Here is a 17074-nt window from a genome sequence, read left to right on the forward strand (position 1 = left end):
CTCGCTTAAGTTACTCATTGCCAGACCGCAGCCCGCTACCGGCGGTATCGAAGCCGCTTTTTTCGGCGTGCCCCGGCTGGCATCAACGGGAGATGCCAAGGGATGCTGCCCGCCCAATACCCCGCAGCTACGACGGCCAGCCAACCTGATTCACGGGGATACCCGAGTACATACTCCCAAAATAAGAATATTTCCCAACAATGGAATTCGGCGCATTAAATTAAACTTATCAAACATACACTTGTCTAAATCAAGGGCTGAAAAATATTTACCCAGTCAAACAAAGCAAGCCATATGACTCCTAATTAGCTTTGTATTCGCATTACTCTGCCCGGCACAAAAAAGCAGTTTGATAAGATTCTTTCAACTGCTTGCTCCCTGCATTTTTACCCGAGCGGAATAAAATAAATCCTACCTGCGGCCCTGCCGCCTTTCTTCCGCTTCACCCCTGCCTGCATGAGTAAACTCTACGGTTGTATTTTCAGGTTTGAGTGGTTAGCGAGGAGACTCCGCGCAGGGTTGCTGGTGGCAGCAGCCCTGTTGCTGGGCAGCCCGGCGGCGTGGGGCCAGACGGACACTGCCCGCGCCGCCCGCATCGTGCAGCTCGACAACATCGACGTGGCCCCGGATGCGGTGGACACCAAGGGCTGGCTGCTGCTCAACCCCGACATTGCGCTGGAGCTGGAGGGCGCGGTGCAGAACCTCTACAACTTCAAGTTTGACCGGGCCGAAAAACAGTTTCGCTCCCTGCGCCGCCGCTACCCACACCACCCCATGCCCTACTTCCTAATGGGCCTGAGCCAGTGGTGGAAAATGGTACCCTCGCAGCTGCGCGCCACCGCCCACGACCGGCCCTTCCTCGCGTACATGGACACGGCCATCGTCAAGGCCGAGCAGCGCTACGCGCAGGACCCGGCGGATTACGAGGCCTGCTTTTTCCTCTCCGCCGCCTACGGCTTTGACGCGCGCCTGAACGCGGAGCGCCGCAACTGGACCCGCGCCACCGTGAGCAGCAAACGCGCCCTGGAGTACCTCGGCAAAAGCCAGGAAGCCAACGGTCTGAGCCCGGAATTCCTGTTTGGCCAGGGCCTGCTGAACTACTACGCCGTGTGGATTTCGGAGCGCTACCCCTTGCTGCGGCCGGTGCTGTGGCTGTTTCCGAAGGGCAACCGGCAGCTGGGCCTGCAGCAGCTGCGCCACGTGGCCCAGAATGCCACGTACACCGCCCCCGAAACGCAGTATTTCCTGCTGCAGATCCTCCACTTTGAAGAGCACCGCCCGCAGGACGCGCTGCCCCTGGCTCGCACGCTGGCCGCCAAATACCCCGACAACCCCTACTTCCAGCGCTTCTACGCCCAGCTGTGCTTCAACCAGGGCGACCTGCGTGAGTGTGAGCGGGTGAGCCGCGAAATCCTCGACAAAACTGCGGCCGGCTACACCGGCTACGAAGGCATCAGCGGCCGCTACGCTGCGTACTTTCTGGGCTACCTGGCCCAGCACAAGTACAAGCAGACCGCCACGGCCCGCACGTATTTCGAGCGCTGCATAGCCTTCGCCGAAAGCACCGGCGACACCAAGCGCGGCTACTTCCTGCACGCCAACTGGAACCTGGCCAAGCTAGCGGCCCAGCAGCAGGACTGGCCCCTGGCCACGCGCTGCTTTGCCCTGGTGCGCGAGCGGGCCGAACCAGCCTCGCCGATGGCCGAGGAAGCAGCCGCCTTTTTCAAGGCCAAGCGCGGGGCGCGCAAAACCAGCAAACGCCCCGAGGCCGCCGTTCAGACGCTGAGCCTGAACCACTAAGCACGCCGCCCGTTTTTTCCTACGCAAGTTGAACCCAACAGCAGCCCCGGTGCGGAAACGTACCGGGGCTGCTGGTTTTAGGGACGGCGGCGGCAAAACCTGTAAACTGCGCGGCCTTTAGCGACCGTAGCCATGCCTCTCATAGCCATTAGCAAGCGTCAACTCGGCTTCGGCGTGATGCTGGTCGGGCTGCTGCTCTTCCATGCCGAGTACGCCGATGGAATCCTGGTAGTGTTCCAACTCGTGTTCATGGGCCTGCTCGGCCTTCTGGCCCTGGGCGCCTACTTCGTTTTCAGCACCAAAGCCGTACCGGTGGCCCGGTGGATCGGCACGTTTCTGCTGGCCAGCACGGCAAGTATTCTCTTGGACGTTTTTGTCAGTCAATGGCAGGACACGCGCACCGAGAACCGCCTGTCACAACTGATTACGACGCTCGAAACGTATCATCGGCAGCAAGGCTGGTACCCCGACTCGCTGGCCCAGCTCGTGCCGCGCTATCTGCCGAGCCGGCCAACTACGGCCTATGGGCTGCTGCATCCGCGCCCAATTGAGTATCAGCCGCACCTGGAGTCTGCGAACGTGATGAGCAGTTATTACCTAAGCTACTACGTTGGCGTTATGGTTGACGCGCACTATTCCAGCAAAGACGGAAGCTGGGTTTACGACGACTAATTCGCGCCAAACCCAGAACTTCGGCCGCGCATTTTCTCCCCTGCCATGCCCCTCCCCGCTCCCACCACAGCTTTCCGCACCATCACGCCCGGCACCCTGAAAGGCCCCGAGTGGCACCAGTTCATGCTCGGCGCCGTGGCCCCGCGGCCCATTGCCTTTGTCAGCACCATCGACCGGGAAGGCAACGTGAACCTGAGCCCGTTCTCGTTTTTCAACGTGTTCAGCTCCAACCCCGCTACCCTCATCTTCTCGCCCGCCAACCGGGTGCGCGACAACACGCAGAAGCATACGCTCTACAACGTGCGCGACGAGGTGCCCGAGTGCGTCATCAACATCTGCGACTACCCGCTGGTGGAGCAGATGTCGCTGGCCTCCACCGAGTACGAGCGCAGCGTCAACGAATTCCGCAAGGCCGGCCTCACCGAGTTGGCCTCCGACATGGTGCGCCCGCCGCGCGTGGCCGAGTGCCCGGTGTCGTTTGAGTGCGTGGTGGAGCAGGTTATTGCCATCGGCGACTCCAACGGCGGCGGCAACCTGGTCGTCTGCCGGGTGGTGCAGAGCCATTTCCGCGAGGACATCCTGCTGCCCGACAACCGCGGCGTCGATCCGCACAAGTTCGACGCGGTGGCCCGCCTCGGCGGCGACTGGTACAGCCGCGTCACGCCCGAGAGCTTGTTTGAGGTGCCCAAGCCCAACCGCAACAAGGGCATCGGCTTCGACGAGCTGCCGGCGTACATCCGCCACTCGGAAATATTGACGGGCAACAACCTGGGCCGCCTGGCCAATATCGAGCGGGAAGCCCTGCCCACCGCCGCCGAAGTCGAGGCCTTTCGCCAGGACCCGCTGGTGGCCTACACGCTGAACAAGTTTCAGCACGACCCGGCCCTGCAACGCCGGCAGCTGCAGCTGCTGGGTCAGCAGCTGCTGGAGCAGGGCCGCCTGCGCGAAGCCTGGCAGGTACTGCTGCTGAGCGAATAAGCCTTATTTCGCCGGCACGATGGTGTAGGGCACCTGCACGCGGAACGTGGTGTCGCGGCCGAAGTAGCGGTAGGTGATGGTGCCCGTCCAAACGGCCCGCCCGGTCTGGCCGGCCGGCACCGCAAACGCCACCCGGCCCACCCCGGCCGCATCCACCGGCACGGGCTGGCCGTCGGCCGTCATGCGCAGCGGCGGCGAGGCGGCGGAGGGCGCCAGCACCCGGGCCAGCAGCAGCTCGGCGCGGTAGGTAGCGCCCGGGGCCACGGTGCGGGCCTGGGCCGTGACAAGGGGCTGCAGCCGCGGCTGCAGCACGCCGTTGGGAATCCGCGCCCGCAGCCGGTTCAGAGCCGCTTCTTCCCGGAGCAGGGCCCGGGTTTCGTGCTCCGCCAGGGCAGCCAGCGCCCCCACCAGCGGCATGTCTTCCCCGGTTAGCGCCGGCAGTTCGAGCAGAGAGTCGGCCGGGGCAGCCGGACGGGCGGGCGCCAGTTGCCGCAGCTGGCGGGCGTGGGCGCTTAGGTGCCGGGCCAGGCTGTCGGCCACGCGGGCGCCGGCGGGGCCGGCCTGCAGCAACGCGGCCACGGCGTGGTGCTCGTCGGGCTGCTTCAGGTAAGGCAGGTTGCCGGTTTGCCGCCGCAGCTGCTCGCGCAGGCGCCGCAGGTGGTCGACCACGGCCCGGGTAGCGGCGCGGGCCTGCTGGGCCTGCCGCAGCACCAGGGAGTCGGCGGCCGGCTGGTCACTGCGGTTAGCCCGGTTTCGCTCGACCTGGGCTTGAATGCCCCGGAGGGTTTGCTCGTTGGCTTTCCACAGCTGCTCACTGCCGCTCAGCAGCGCGTCGTCGATGAGTTGCAGGCGCAGCAGCGCGGCCGTCCGCTCGTCGGACTGGCAGCCCGTCAGTAGCCCGGCCAGCAGCCCGGCCAGCAGGGTGCGGCGGCCTAAGCCGGCGCGGCAGCGGGAAAATGCGGCAGTCATGGCAGCTAGCGGGGTTGGATGGTGTAGGGCACGCGTAGGCGGAGGGTAGTGTCGCGGCCCTGGTAGCGCGCGTGGAAGCGGGCTTCCCAGGCAGCGGGCCCGGCCGGCGCATTGGCGGGCACCACAAACTCCACCCGGCCGCGGCCATCGGGCCCGACAGGTACGGGGCGGCCGTCGGCTTCCATGGTCACCCGGCCACCCATGCTGGAAGCCAGGAAAAGGGCCGCCCGGTAGGAGCCGCCGGCGGGCACCTGCTGGCTTTCCGGCACTGCCCCCACCCCGATCTTATCGAACACGATAACCGCCGCGCCCACCTTCTTGCTCAGCTCGTTCAGCGCGTCGTGCTCCAGGCGGCGCGCCTCTACTTCCAGTCGTTGCAGGGTAGCCCGGGCCGCCGCCGCTGGCGCGCCCTTAAAGGCCAGCTCGCCGAAGCGCCATTCTTTGAGTGCCCGGTAGCCAGCTTCCCGCAGGCGCGGGTCGTCGGGCCCGTGCATCGCCAGCGGCCCAACTGCGGGCACAAATTGCTTGATGTAAAGGGCGTAGCCGTTCAGGCGCCGCTGCAGGGTGTCGGCGGCGGCCCCTTCCAAACCGCTGGAGCCGGGCGTGCCGCGCAGGCGCTGCAGGTAGCGGCTCAGGCTGTCGGTGCGGCTGCAGATGGCCTGGGCCTGGCGCAGCACGGCCACGTCCCGGTCCTGCCAGTGGTTGCGTTCCACCGCGTCGGCCAGGCGTTGCTCCGTAGCCCGGGCCGCGCGTTGCTGCCGCTGACCGAGCAGCATCAGCGTCTGTTCCAGCGACTCGTACTGGCGCCGCTCGGCGTCGGCAGAACCAAACTGGCAGGCGCCCAGGCTCAGCAGCAGGGGGGCGGCGCGGGGGAAGGTAACGGGTAGCCGGGGGCTCATAAACGCAGCGCAGTGAATAAGGTGGCAGTATAGTCCTTTCGGGGTATTCTCACCGCAAACCAGCTGTTGCCCGGCCAGATTATTGGGCGGAAGCTTATAGGGGCAGCTCCATCTCGTCCAGCTCCAGCGCCGTAGGTTGCCAGCCGCTGCGCCGCAGGAAGTCCTGGCCCGCGCCGGGCGGCAGCAGGCAGGGCATCAGCAGCGGCTTATCGGCGTAGCGGGCTTCCAGGGCGCGCAGCAGGCGGGTGCCCCAGCCCTGGCAGCGGTGCGCGGCGGGCACTACCAAACTCAGCAGCACGGTTTTGTCGGCCTCGGGGCGCAGCAGAGCGTAGGCCTTGTCCTCCAGCTGCCAGGCCCGCACGAAGGGGGCAGTGGTAGCGGCCAGCGTGGCTGGGGCCAGCATCCAGGGCAGGCCCGCGTCGCCGTGCCGGGCCAGCTGCGCGGCCAGCTCGGCCGGGTCCAGTTCCAGCAGTTCGTCGGTCGGGGCGGGGGCGGGGCCGGCCGCGCGCTGCCAGCCGCTGAGCCGCCGGGTGCGCCGCAGCCCCAGCCGCTCGTAGAGGCGGATGGCCGGCTCGTTGTTGGTAAACACTTCCAGCAGGAGGAGCCGGTCGCCGCGCTGCCGGGCCTCGGCTATGGCCGTTTGCAGCATGGGCCGGCCCAGCCCCTGCCCGCGCGCTTCCACCACCAGGCCCATGGCCGCCACCCGGCTCGTCCAGCCCCGGCGCGCGATGAGCACCACGCCCACCAGCGCCCCGTCGCAGTACCAGAGGCGGCTGGCCGCGGCGTCGAGGTGCTCGGCGCGGAAGCGGCGCTGGAAGCTGGCTTCGTCGAAGACCAGAGGTACGATGTACTGCTCGAAGGAACGGTTCATGGCCTGGCACTGCTCGGCGGCGGAGCATTCCAGCAGGGTACGGGACGTGAGGCGGTCGGCGGAAAAGGGCATAGCAAGCGGGTAAAGGTGGCCGGGCGCTGACGGCCCCGGGCCGTGGCGCCGGGGCGGCCGCGGCCCGGGGGTGGTTGGGGCTTAAAAGTCGGCTGGGTCCTTGGCCGGCGCGGTGGCGCTCAGCTTCCGGCGGATATCGGCCACACGAGCTTGCGCGTCTTCCACCACGTTGCGTCGCAGGCTTTGCCAAAGGGCCAGCCCGCCCACCGGCGTGATGCGCGCTCCTTCGGTTTCCAGCGGTCCGCCGGCGGCCACGGCTGCCACATCGGGCCCCACCTCGTGGATCAGGTCCGTCAGCACGCACTTGTAGCGGCCATCCTTGAAGTACAGGCTGATGGTGTGGGCCACGGTGCCGGCGTTGATGCCGGCCTTCACGCGGGCCCGCAGCGCGCTTTTGAGCACCAACCGCTCCCCCGGCACGTCTTGGGCGACGGTGGCGCCGTTGGCCAGTGCCCACTCCCGGGCCCGGGCGTACAGCAGCGCCTTACCCGCCCCGGGCACCTCCACCACTTCCGTCAGCGCAATGCGGTTCGTGTCCCAGTCGATGGGGGCGTCGATGCTCACCAGGCCCCGGGCCCGGGCAAACGCGGCTTTGCTGGCGGGCGTCATGCTGCGGGTGCTCAGCATCAGCAGCTGCCCGTCGCGGCGCACCACGGCCCAGTGCCCGCGGCCCGCGCGGCCGATGGCCTGCACCGAGTCGCCGGCCGCGAGCTTGTGCACGGCGCGCACCGTGTCGCTAAACGAGCCGATCAACGGGGCTTTGGCCCCAACGGCCAGTTTCAGGGGCTCGATGTGGATGTACTCCTGCTGAGCCGAGGCCGACGTAGCTAAAAACAAGAACGGGGCACCCAGCGCCCAGCGCCGCGGCAAAGAGGATGACGATGCGGATTTCAACAGTGGTAGAATAACGGTGGCAGACAAAAGCCACCCGCCCTGGCGGGCCGGTGGCTGGCAAGACGGACCAGGGGCAATTGCCCGCCCCCTGGGTTCCTCCGTTAGTTTCGCACGGCAATCATCAGCCCCAGCTCCTTGTAGCGCAGGTTAAAGCGCCGCGCAATCATGGCGTTGGTGAGGGCGCCTTTGTAGAGGTACACGCCCGAGCGGAAATGCTCGTCGGCAAACAGGGCTTCGTTGATGCCGCCGTGCTGGCTGATTTCCTGCAGAATGGGCGTAAAGATGTTGCTCAGCGCATTGGTGGCCGTGCGCGGCACCCGCGAGGCAATATTGGGCACGCAGTAGTGAATCACGTCGTACTTGCGGAACACCGGCTTGGAGTGCGTGGTGATTTCGCTGGTCATGAAGCAGCCGCCCTGGTCGATGCTCACGTCGATGATGACGGAACCCGGGGCCATGGTGCTGACCACGTCCTCGGCTACCATAAACGGAATGCGGCCTTCCTCGGCGTTCAGGGCACCGATGACCACGTCGGCGCGGCGGATCTGCTGGTTGAGCGTAAACGAGTCGAAGGTGCTGGTGAACAGCTGCGGGGCGCCCAGGTTCTGCTTGAGGCGGCGCAGCTTGTAGAGGTGGTTGTCGAACACCTTCACGTCGGCGCCGAGGCCGATGGCGGCCCGGGCGGCGTACTCGGCCACGGTGCCCGCGCCCAGGATAACCACCTGGGAAGGCGGCACGCCTGTGATGCCGCCCAGGATGATGCCCTTGCCCTCGTTGCCGCGGGCCAGGTACTCGGCCGCCACCAGCATCACCGTAGAGCCGGCAATTTCCGACATGGCCCGCACCACCGGCTTGGCCCCAGAGGGGTCCTTGATCAGCTCAAAGGCAATGGCGTTGATTTTCTTGCGCTGCAGGGCCATCAGGTACTCCACCGACACGGCCCCGAGCTGCAGCGCCGAAATCAGCGTCTGGCCCGCGTGTAGGTGCTCCATTTCCTCCAGCGTCGGCGGCGCGATTTTCAGGATGATGTCGGCCTCGTACACCTCCTTGGGCGTGTACACGATGCGCGCCCCGGCTTCGGAGTAGTTGTGGTCGGAGTGCTTGCTGGGCTCCCCGGCCCCGCTTTCCAGCACCACCTCGTGGCCTTCGTTGACGAGGTGCTTCACCGCTTCGGGCGTGAGGCCCACGCGGTTTTCCTGCAGCGACGTCTCGCGGGGCAGCCCGATAAACAGCCGGCGCCGGCGCGTCTCGACGGCCAGCATGGATTCCTGGGGCACGTAAGCCCGGCTGGTCGAGGTCAGCGACGAAAAACCGGGGGGGAGCTGATCGGGCATGTTTCCAATTGAGAATTAAAAATTAAAAATTAAGAATTTGAGAAATTAGAAATCGGCCGGGCCAGACGAGCCGTGCAACGACCAATTCTTCATTTTTAATTCTCAATTTTTAATTCAATGCGCCGCGACTCCGGCCCCGTGACGTGCACGGTGACGAGCAGCCGATCCGGCGGAAGCAGCGGCCCGATGCGGCTGGGCCACTCTATCAGGCAAAGATAACCGGAATCGAAGTACTCCTGCGCCCCGATGCGCACGGCCTCGTCCACGGAGTCGATGCGGTAGAAATCGAAGTGGTACACGGGGCGGTGGCGCGCGTCGCGGTATTCGTTGACGAGCGAAAAGGTGGGGCTGGTTACCTCGTCGGGCACGCCGAGGGCGGCGCACAGCGCCCGGATCAGCGTGGTCTTGCCCGCGCCCATCTCCCCTTCCAGCAGCACGATGGGGCAATTGGCGGCTTCGATGGCGGCTCGAAGCTGCCGGGCCGCGGCGGGCAGCGCGGCCAAGGACGGAATACCGATGTCAGCAAGCATGGCGCGAAGGTACTGGCGCCGGGGCATAGCCGCGGTGCCACTTTTCCGGCGCCGCAACGTTTAGCCGCCTAACTTGCGGCGCCGTGGCCCGGCCGGGGCTGCCGCTTTTGCCCGCGCACCAGCACCCATTTTCATGCAAGTCTCCAAAATGGCCGGCAGCCTCATTGGCTCCGAAATCATCAAAATCGGCAACGAAGTCAACGACATGATCCGCAAGGGGGAGCAGATCTGCAACCTCACCATCGGCGACTTCGACTCCGGCATCTTCCCCATTCCGGCCGAGCTGGAAGCGGGCATCACCCAGGCTTACCAAGCCGGCAACACCAACTACCCGCCCGCCAACGGCGTGAACGAGCTGCGGCAGAGCGTCAGCCAGTTTCTGGCAAGCCGCCTGGGCCTCAGCTACTCCCCCAATGACATTCTGGTGGCCGGCGGCTCGCGCCCGCTCATCTACGCCACCTACCTGGCGCTGATCGACCCAGGTGACACGGTGGTATTCCCGGTGCCGTCGTGGAACAACAACCACTACTGCCACCTCTCCGGCGCCCGGCAGGCGCTGGTGGAAACCGGCCCCGACAACCACTTCATGCCCACGGCGGCCGACGTGGCCCCGCACCTGGCGGGCGCCACGCTCCTGGCCCTCTGCTCGCCGCTGAACCCCACCGGCACGGTGTTTTCCAAGGCCGACCTGGAGGAAATCTGCGACCTGGTCATTGCCGAAAACAAGCGCCGCGGCCCCGACGCGAAACCGCTGTACATCATGTACGACCAGATTTACTGGCTGCTGACCTTCGGCGACACCCAGCACTACGACCCGGTGAACCTGCGCCCCGAGCTGCGCGACTACGTCATCTACATCGACGGTATCAGCAAGGCCCTGGCCGCCACCGGCGTGCGCGTGGGCTACGCGTTCGGCCCCAGCGTGGTCATCGACAAGATGAAAGCCATTCTGGGCCACATCGGGGCCTGGGCCCCCAAGGCCGAGCAGGTGGCCACGGCCCACTACCTGCCCCGTACCGCCGAGGTCAACGGCTTCGTCGGCGGCTTCCGGGATAAAATCCAGGTCAGCCTCGACACGCTCTACCAAGGCCTGAAAAACCTGCAGCAACAGGGCTACCCGGTCGACGCGGTGGTGCCGATGGGGGCCATCTACCTCACCATCAAGCTCGACGTACTCGGCAAAACGACGCCGGCGGGCCAGGTGCTGAGCAGCACCAAGGAGCTGACTTCCTACCTGATCAGCGAAGCCCGGCTGGCCCTGGTGCCCTTCAGCGCCTTCGGCACGCCGCATTCGGCGCCGTGGTTCCGGGCCTCGGTGGGCGGCGCCTCGCTGGCGTCCATTCAGGCCGCATTGCCGCGCCTGCAAGCGGCGCTGGACGCGCTGCAGTAGCGCACGCCCGCTTTTTCAGGTTATCAGTTACTCGCCGCCGGCCCCAGGGTCGGCGGCTTTTTTGGTGGCCGCCTGCTGGCGCAGCACTTCCTCAATGCGCGTCTCGATGTAGAGCTGCTCCACTTTTTCGCGGGCCCAGGGCATGCGGCGCAGGAAGTTGAGGCTGCTTTTGATGGTCGGGTTGTTGGCGAAGCAGTTGATGCGGATCAGCCGGTCCAGTTCCTGCCAGCCGTAGTGTTGCACGAGATAGTCGAGAATCTGGGTGAGCTTGACGCCGTGCAGCTCGCGGATCAGGTGGCCGTTTTCGTCGCGGACTTCGTCGGGGTGGGCGGGCATGGGCAAAAGACTGGTAATGCACAAAGGTACAGTCGGCGGCCGGGTATTAGCCAAGCGGCGCGTCCCCATGCGCAGGCGCGTTCCCGGCCGGGCGTATCGGGCGCCGGAGCCGGTCGTCCGCACCGCCGAAACGGCGGCGGAAGCAGGCTTGGTCGATTCTGTTTTATAGCCCTTCCAATTGTGAACAGGGTTGTCCGCTTCCGGACAGTATCCGCGCAACGTAAAATCACCAATATCACGACAATAAATTGATTCATAACCATTTGCAAAAATGGCATCGTGCTTGGCTATTCCCTTGGCAGAAACCGCTTCGGCCAGTCAGAACCGGACACTTCGATCCAGTCGCTCCGCAACGCTCCCCCTGCCCCAACTCAACTTCCTCCTACCTCCGCTATGAAACAACTTGCCTCCCTCCGCCCCGCTCACCGCGCCTGCTGGGCGCTGCTGCCCACCCTGCTCACCGGCACGCTGGCCCACGCCCAGAGCCCGGCGGTGAGCGGGGCGGTGCGTACGGCCGCCGGCGCGGCCGTCGACTATGCCACCGTCACGCTGCACCGGGCCCAGGACTCGACCGTGGTCAAAACCGAGTTCAGCGACGCGCAGGGCGCCTTCCGCTTTGAGCAGGCCGCCAACGGCCGCTACCTCGTGTCGGCTTCGCAGCTCGGCTTCGTGCGCCAGTGGTCCAAGCCCTTCGAGGTGGCCGGCGGCGCCGTGAGCTTGCCCGCCCTGGCCCTGCCCGCCAGCGCCGCCACTACGCTGAAGGAAGTGAAAGTAACGGCATCGCGGCCCCTGTACGAGCGGGAAGCCGACCGCACCATCGTGAACGTGGAAGGCTCGACGCTGGCCGCCGGCAACACCACGCTGGACGTGCTCAACCGGGCGCCGGGCGTGACCGTCGATAACAACGACAACCTGGCTCTGCGCGGGCGGCAAGGCTTGCTGGTGCTCATCGACGGGCGCCGGCAACCCATGACGGGCACCGAGCTGGCCGAGTACCTGCGGGCCTTGCCGGCCGATCAGGTCAAGAACATCGAGCTGATCACCAACCCGCCGGCCAAGTACGACGCGGCCGGGGGCGCGGGCATCATCGCCATCAACCTGAAGAAGGACCAGAAGCTGGGCACCAACGGCTCCGTCAACACCAGCTACGGCCGCGGGCAGTACGGCAAGCTCACCTCCGGCCTCTCGCTCAACCACCGCCGCAAAGGCCTGAACGTCTTCGGCTCCTACAGCTACGCCAACCGCGCCGGCTTCAACTGGCTCGACATCAACCGCGAGTTTTTCCGCCCGGGCGACGCCAGCCGCACGCTCTACAGCCTCTCCGACCTGGTGAACCGGCAGGAGAGCGAATTCAGCTCCCACACCTGGAAGGCCGGCATCGACTACAACCTCGGCCCGAACACGGTGATTGGGGCCGTGGCCAGCGGCGTGTACGGGCGCTTCGACGTGGCCGGCACCAACCGCTCCACCTTCCGCCGCCCCGGCCTCAGCGCCCCCGACAGCGTGTACGCCACGCGCAATGCCCTGGCGGCCACGTCTCCCAACTACGGCCTGAACCTGAACCTGCGCCACACGCTGCCCAACGCGGCGGCCGGCAACCGCGAGCTGAGCGCCGACTTCGACGTGGCCCGCTACGACGGCCGCCGCCAGCAGGGCCTGTACACGGAGTACGAGGGCATCATCCGCGCTCCGTACGCCCTCGACGGCGACCAGCGCGGCGAGCTGCTGATCCGCTCGGGCAAGGCCGACTACGTGCACCCGCTGAGCAAAACGCTGCGGGCCGAAGCCGGCGCCAAGGCCAGCTGGGTTGACTCGGACAACGACGTGGATTTCTGGCAGACCCAGAACGGCGTGACCAGCCGCGACGTCACCCGCTCGAACCGCTTCCGCTACCAGGAGCGCATCACGGCCGGCTACGTCAGCCTGAGCCAAACCCTGCCCAAGTGGCACCTGCAGGCCGGCCTGCGCGGCGAGCAGACCGACGCCGTGGGCAAGCAGGACGTGCAGCAAGAGGGCCAGGAATCCAACTTCGACCGGCACTACTTCCAGCTGTTTCCCAGCGCCGGGGCCAAGCACACGTTCTCGGACCAGCACGAAACCAGCGTGTCGCTGAGCCGCCGCATCGACCGGCCCTCCTACAACCAGCTCAATCCCTTCAAGAGCTACGCCGACGCCACCACCTACCAGGAAGGCAACACCAAGCTGCGTCCCCAAACCAGCTACAACCTGGAGCTGACCCACACCTACCGCCAGAAATTCAGCCTGGGGGCCAGCTACAGCCGCACCTCCGACCCCATCGTGAACACCGTGCAGCCCGAATCGGCTACCAGCCGCATCGTGGTGGCCACGGTGCAGAACCTGGGCCACCAGGACTACTACGCCCTGACGCTGACGGCTCCCCTGGTGCCGGTAAAGGGCTGGACGATGTACAACAACGCCGTGCTCTTTTACCGCAGCTTTGTGGGCTCGGTGGCCGGCACCGCGCTCAACAGAGGCCAGGCCGCCTTCAACGTGAGCAGCAACAGCACCTACACCTTCGGCAAGGGCTGGACGGCCGAGCTGAACGCCCTCTACCAGTCGCGGGAAGTGTACGGCTTCTTCAATGTGCGGCCGCGCGGGCAGGTGGCCCTGGGCCTGCAAAAAAGCCTCTGGGACCGGAAAGGCACGCTCAAGCTCAACGCCTCGGACCTGCTCTACACCAGCGTGACGCGCGCCCGCTCCACCTACGACAACTACCAGGAAAACTTCTACCAGCGCGGCGACTCGCGCGTGGTCACGCTTTCCTTCTCCTACCGCTTCGGCAACGACAAGGTGGCCGCCGCCAAGCGCCGCCTGGGCGGTGCCGAGGACGAGAAGCGCCGCGCCGACTAACCTTCCCTTCCCGGATTCTTGCCCGGCTCCGGTGTACCGGAGTCGGGCATTTCACCATTCGCGCAACCTTTATGATACATCATAGTCTTTGCCGCAACTCCGCCCTTTTCCGCATGCTGTCCTCCATCATTTTCTACTCGCTCGACAAGGCCATTCGCAGCTACCGCCGCATGGCGCAGGCCAACATCGACCGGGCCGGCATCCACATCACCATCGACCAGTGGCTGGTGCTGCGCGTGCTGCTGGAGCACGACGACCTGACCCAGCACGACATTGCCGAGCGCGTGTTCAAGGACCAGGCCTCCGTGGCCCGCATCCTGGCCCTGCTCACCAAGCGCGGCCTGCTTTCGGCCGTGCCCCTGCCCCACGACGGCCGCCGCAGCCAGCTGCGCGTGACCGAGCAGGGCCAGCGCATCCTCGACGCCGTGCAGCCCATCGTGCTCAGCAACCGGGCCACGGCGCTGGCGGGCATTTCGGAGGAGGAGCTGGCCGTGTTGCGCCCCTTGCTCGAACGCATTGCCCTGAACTGCGCGCCGGCTTCTTAGCCGTTTAGACGGCTCCTGGACCCGCTTTCGGTAGAAAAACCATAAACCTCTTGACAAGTACGAACACATTCGTATGTTTACTACGAAATAGTTCGTACAACATCGACTGCTGCTTAGCCCAATCAGGCGCGGCGTGCCAACAGCCCAAAGTCTGCTCAGGCTAACGATTTTTTCCCCAAGCCCTCACTCCTACCGTTCACAGCTATGAACAAACCATTTACTATTGCTTGCTCGACTACCCGGCCGCTGCTGGCGCTGCTGTGCGGCGCACTGGTCCTGCCCCTCACGGCGCGCGCCCAAAACGCGGGGGCGGTAAGCGGGGCGGTACGCACGGGGGCCGGCGCGGCCGTGGACTACGCCACCGTCACGCTGCACCGGGCGCAGGACTCAACGGTGGTCAAAACCGAGTTCAGCGACGAGCAAGGCCGCTTCAAGTTCGAGCCCGCGCCGGGCGGCCGCTACCTCGTGTCGGCTTCGCAGGTGGGCTTCGGGCGCCGGTGGTCGGGGCCCTTCGAGGTGGCCGGCGCGGCCGTAAACCTGCCGGCCCTGACGCTGGCGGCCAGCGCGGCCACCCAGCTCAAAGAGGTGCAGGTGGTGGGCCAGAAGCCCCAGTTTGAGCGCCTGGCCGACCGCACCGTCGTCAACGTGGAGGGCTCCCCGCTTTCGGCTGGTAATACTTCGCTGGACGTGCTGCGCCGCTCGCCGGGGGTGACCGTCGACAACAACGACAACCTGGCCCTGCGCGGGCGGCAAGGGCTGCTGGTGCTCATCGACGGCAAGCGCCAGCCCATGACGGGCACCGAGCTGGCCGACTACCTGCGCGGGCTGCCGGCCGACCAGGTCAAGAGCATCGAGCTGATCACCAACCCGCCGGCCAAGTACGACGCACAGGGCGGCGCGGGCATCATCGCCATCAACCTGAAGAAGGACCAAAAGCTGGGCACCAACGGCTCCGTCAACACCAGCCTGGGCTACGGGCGCTACCACAAGCTCACTTCGGGCCTCTCGCTCAACCACCGCCGCAAGCGCTTCAACGCGTTTGGCACCTACACCTTTGCCGACCGCCGCACCTGGAACGCGCTGACCATCAACCGGGACTTTTACGAGTTGGAGAACGGCGGCCGCAGGTTGGATGCCAAGTCGTTTCAGGACAACGCGGGGCGCAGCCACGGCACTTCGCACAGCTGGAAGCTCGGCCTGGATTACAACCTGACGGAGCGCACCACCGTGGGCGTGGTGGCTAACGGGCTGGCCCTGCGCACCGACAGCAAGGGCGGCAACGTGTCGGAATTTACCACGGCCGCCGGCGAACCGACCAGCCGCTACCGCTCCGACAACCTGCGCGACGGCAACCTGCCCAATTACTCGGGCAACGCAAACTTCCGCCACACCTTCCGCGACTCGCTCGGGCTGCACGAGCTGTCGGCCGACGCGGACTACGCCCGCTACGACTCGCGCCGCGGGCAGCTGCTGGACACGCGCTTCACCTTCCCGCGCGACTCGGCCGACCGCCGCACCAGCGACCAGCACAACCTGCTGTCCATCCAATCCATCAAGCTGGACTACACCCGCCCGCTGAGCAAGGCCGCGCGGCTGGAGGCCGGCGGCAAGATCAGCTGGGTGAAGGCCGACAACGACCTGGACTTTCGCAAGCCCCTGGTGCCGGGCCGCATCGACGAGCTGGTGCGCGATACGCTGCTCTCCAACCGCTTCCGCTACGACGAGAACATCGTGGCCGGCTACGTAAACTTCAACCAGACCCTGCCCAAGTGGACGCTGCAGCTGGGCCTGCGCGGCGAGCAAACCAACGCCGTGGGCAAGCAGGACGTGCAGCAGCAGGGCCGGAAGTCGAATTTTGACCGGCACTACTTCCAGCTGTTTCCCAGCGCGGCCGTCAAGCACAGCTTTTCCGACAAGCACGAAACCAGCGTGTCGCTCAGCCGCCGCATCGACCGGCCTTCCTACGGGCAGCTCAACCCTTTCAAGAGCTTTATCGACGTGACGACCTACGGCGCGGGCAACCCCGACCTGCTGCCGCAGACCAGCTACAACGTGGAGCTGACCCACACCATCGCGCAGAAGTACAGCGTGGGCCTGAGCTACGCCATTACCTCGAACCCGCTGGTGGGCACGGTGCAGCCCGAATCGGAAACCAGCCGCACGGTGGTATCGACGACGCAGAACCTGGACCGGCAGTACAACTACGCCCTCACCCTGACGGCGCCGGTGGAGCTGACCAAGTGGTGGAGCGTGTACAACAACGCCGTGTTCTACTACAGCCGCTTCCAAGGCAACCTGGCCGGCACCGCCCTCAACGCCGGGCGGCCCGCCTTCAACCTGAGCACGAACAGCACCTTCAACCTCGGCCACGACTGGAAAGCCGATTTGAACGCGAACTACGACTCGAAGAACCGCTACGCTTTTTTCGTGAGCCAGCCGCAGGGGCAGGTGTCGCTGGGGGCGCAAAAGAGCCTCTGGCGCAACAAAGCCACTGTGAAGCTGAACGCCACCGACCTGTTCTTCACCAACAAGACCCGCGCCACCGTCAACTTCGACAACTATACGGAACGCTTCTACCAGCGCTACGAGTCGCGGGTGGTGACCCTGTCGCTGAGCTACCGCTTCGGCAACGACAAGCTGGCCCCGAGCAAACGCCGCGCGGGCGGCGCCGAGGACGAGAAGCGCCGCGCCGGTGGCTCGTAAGCCACCGCCAGTTTTACACACACATAATTAGCTAATAGTCAGCACAATAATTTATATACGAAAAATTTCGTCGACAATATGCAACGCTCATAATACCTGCTCGGTCCTTGGTCCAGAGTGGCCGCCGCCAGTTCTGACGAGCCGGCTTTCCGGGCTCGTGCGGCCATTCATCCTTTGATTTCGGGTTTCAACATCGGCTGGCTGCCGGGG

14 protein-coding genes are annotated in these 17074 nt (G+C 65.7%); 7 read left to right on the top strand and 7 right to left on the bottom strand.

The genetic code is table 11. The features are described 5' to 3' along the window. Positions 1–525 precede the first annotated feature (525 nt). The 3 genes from ACYVKQ_RS21710 to ACYVKQ_RS21720 all read left to right on the top strand — a co-directional run bounded on the left by ACYVKQ_RS21710 (position 526) and on the right by ACYVKQ_RS21720 (position 3450). Positions 526–1800, top strand: coding sequence for a tetratricopeptide repeat protein (locus ACYVKQ_RS21710; protein ID WP_460677466.1), 1275 nt, complete (start codon positions 526–528; stop codon positions 1798–1800). A gap of 132 nt (positions 1801–1932) precedes the next feature. After that, the gene (locus tag ACYVKQ_RS21715) at positions 1933–2472 is read left to right on the top strand and encodes a hypothetical protein (RefSeq protein WP_460677467.1); all 540 of its coding nucleotides are present in this window, start codon (positions 1933–1935) and stop codon (positions 2470–2472) included. 45 nt (positions 2473–2517) lie between these two features. Beyond that, positions 2518–3450: a flavin reductase family protein gene (locus ACYVKQ_RS21720; protein ID WP_460677468.1), complete on the top strand. Its 933-nt coding sequence runs from the start codon at positions 2518–2520 to the stop codon at positions 3448–3450. 3 nt (positions 3451–3453) lie between these two features. Here the strand turns inward: ACYVKQ_RS21720 and ACYVKQ_RS21725 are convergent, their stop codons facing one another. The 6 genes from ACYVKQ_RS21725 to tsaE all read right to left on the bottom strand — a co-directional run bounded on the left by ACYVKQ_RS21725 (position 3454) and on the right by tsaE (position 9019). Further along, positions 3454–4419 carry a hypothetical protein gene (locus ACYVKQ_RS21725; RefSeq protein ID WP_460677469.1) on the bottom strand — a complete coding sequence of 322 codons (966 nt, stop codon included), beginning with the start codon at positions 4417–4419 and terminating at the stop codon, positions 3454–3456. A gap of 5 nt (positions 4420–4424) precedes the next feature. Then, positions 4425–5318: a hypothetical protein gene (locus ACYVKQ_RS21730; RefSeq protein ID WP_460677470.1), complete on the bottom strand. Its 894-nt coding sequence runs from the start codon at positions 5316–5318 to the stop codon at positions 4425–4427. A 94-nt stretch (positions 5319–5412) separates the two neighbouring features. Beyond that, complete coding sequence (locus tag ACYVKQ_RS21735) at positions 5413–6261, bottom strand: GNAT family N-acetyltransferase (RefSeq protein WP_460677471.1); 849 nt, start codon at positions 6259–6261, stop codon at positions 5413–5415. Between the two features lie 81 nt (positions 6262–6342). Continuing rightward, entirely contained in the window at positions 6343–7155 is an 813-nt protein-coding gene (locus ACYVKQ_RS21740) for a hypothetical protein (protein WP_460677472.1), read from the bottom strand. A 101-nt stretch (positions 7156–7256) separates the two neighbouring features. Further along, positions 7257–8489, bottom strand: a complete 1233-nt coding sequence (locus tag ACYVKQ_RS21745) for an alanine dehydrogenase (RefSeq protein WP_460677473.1) — start codon at positions 8487–8489, stop codon at positions 7257–7259. 95 nt (positions 8490–8584) lie between these two features. Next, positions 8585–9019, bottom strand: coding sequence for a tRNA (adenosine(37)-N6)-threonylcarbamoyltransferase complex ATPase subunit type 1 TsaE (gene tsaE, locus ACYVKQ_RS21750; protein WP_460677474.1), 435 nt, complete (start codon positions 9017–9019; stop codon positions 8585–8587). A 133-nt stretch (positions 9020–9152) separates the two neighbouring features. Here tsaE and ACYVKQ_RS21755 point away from each other — a divergent pair, with 133 nt between their 5' ends. Further along, positions 9153–10409: a pyridoxal phosphate-dependent aminotransferase gene (locus tag ACYVKQ_RS21755; protein ID WP_460677475.1), complete on the top strand. Its 1257-nt coding sequence runs from the start codon at positions 9153–9155 to the stop codon at positions 10407–10409. A gap of 27 nt (positions 10410–10436) precedes the next feature. Here ACYVKQ_RS21755 and ACYVKQ_RS21760 read toward each other — a convergent pair whose 3' ends face one another. Next, positions 10437–10745, bottom strand: a complete 309-nt coding sequence (locus ACYVKQ_RS21760; RefSeq protein ID WP_460677476.1) for a VF530 family protein — start codon at positions 10743–10745, stop codon at positions 10437–10439. Between the two features lie 393 nt (positions 10746–11138). On the opposite strand from ACYVKQ_RS21760, the gene ACYVKQ_RS21765 reads away from it, so the two are divergent. The 3 genes from ACYVKQ_RS21765 (at position 11139) to ACYVKQ_RS21775 (ending at position 16864) form a co-directional block, all read left to right on the top strand. Continuing rightward, positions 11139–13616 carry an outer membrane beta-barrel protein gene (locus ACYVKQ_RS21765; RefSeq protein WP_460677477.1) on the top strand — a complete coding sequence of 826 codons (2478 nt, stop codon included), beginning with the start codon at positions 11139–11141 and terminating at the stop codon, positions 13614–13616. Between the two features lie 113 nt (positions 13617–13729). Further along, a complete protein-coding gene (locus ACYVKQ_RS21770) occupies positions 13730–14161 on the top strand; it encodes a MarR family winged helix-turn-helix transcriptional regulator (RefSeq protein ID WP_460677478.1) in 432 nt (143 codons plus the stop codon). 204 nt (positions 14162–14365) lie between these two features. Next, complete coding sequence (locus ACYVKQ_RS21775; protein ID WP_460677479.1) at positions 14366–16864, top strand: TonB-dependent receptor domain-containing protein; 2499 nt, start codon at positions 14366–14368, stop codon at positions 16862–16864. Positions 16865–17074 lie beyond the last annotated feature (210 nt).

Source organism: Hymenobacter coalescens (assembly GCF_054783195.1).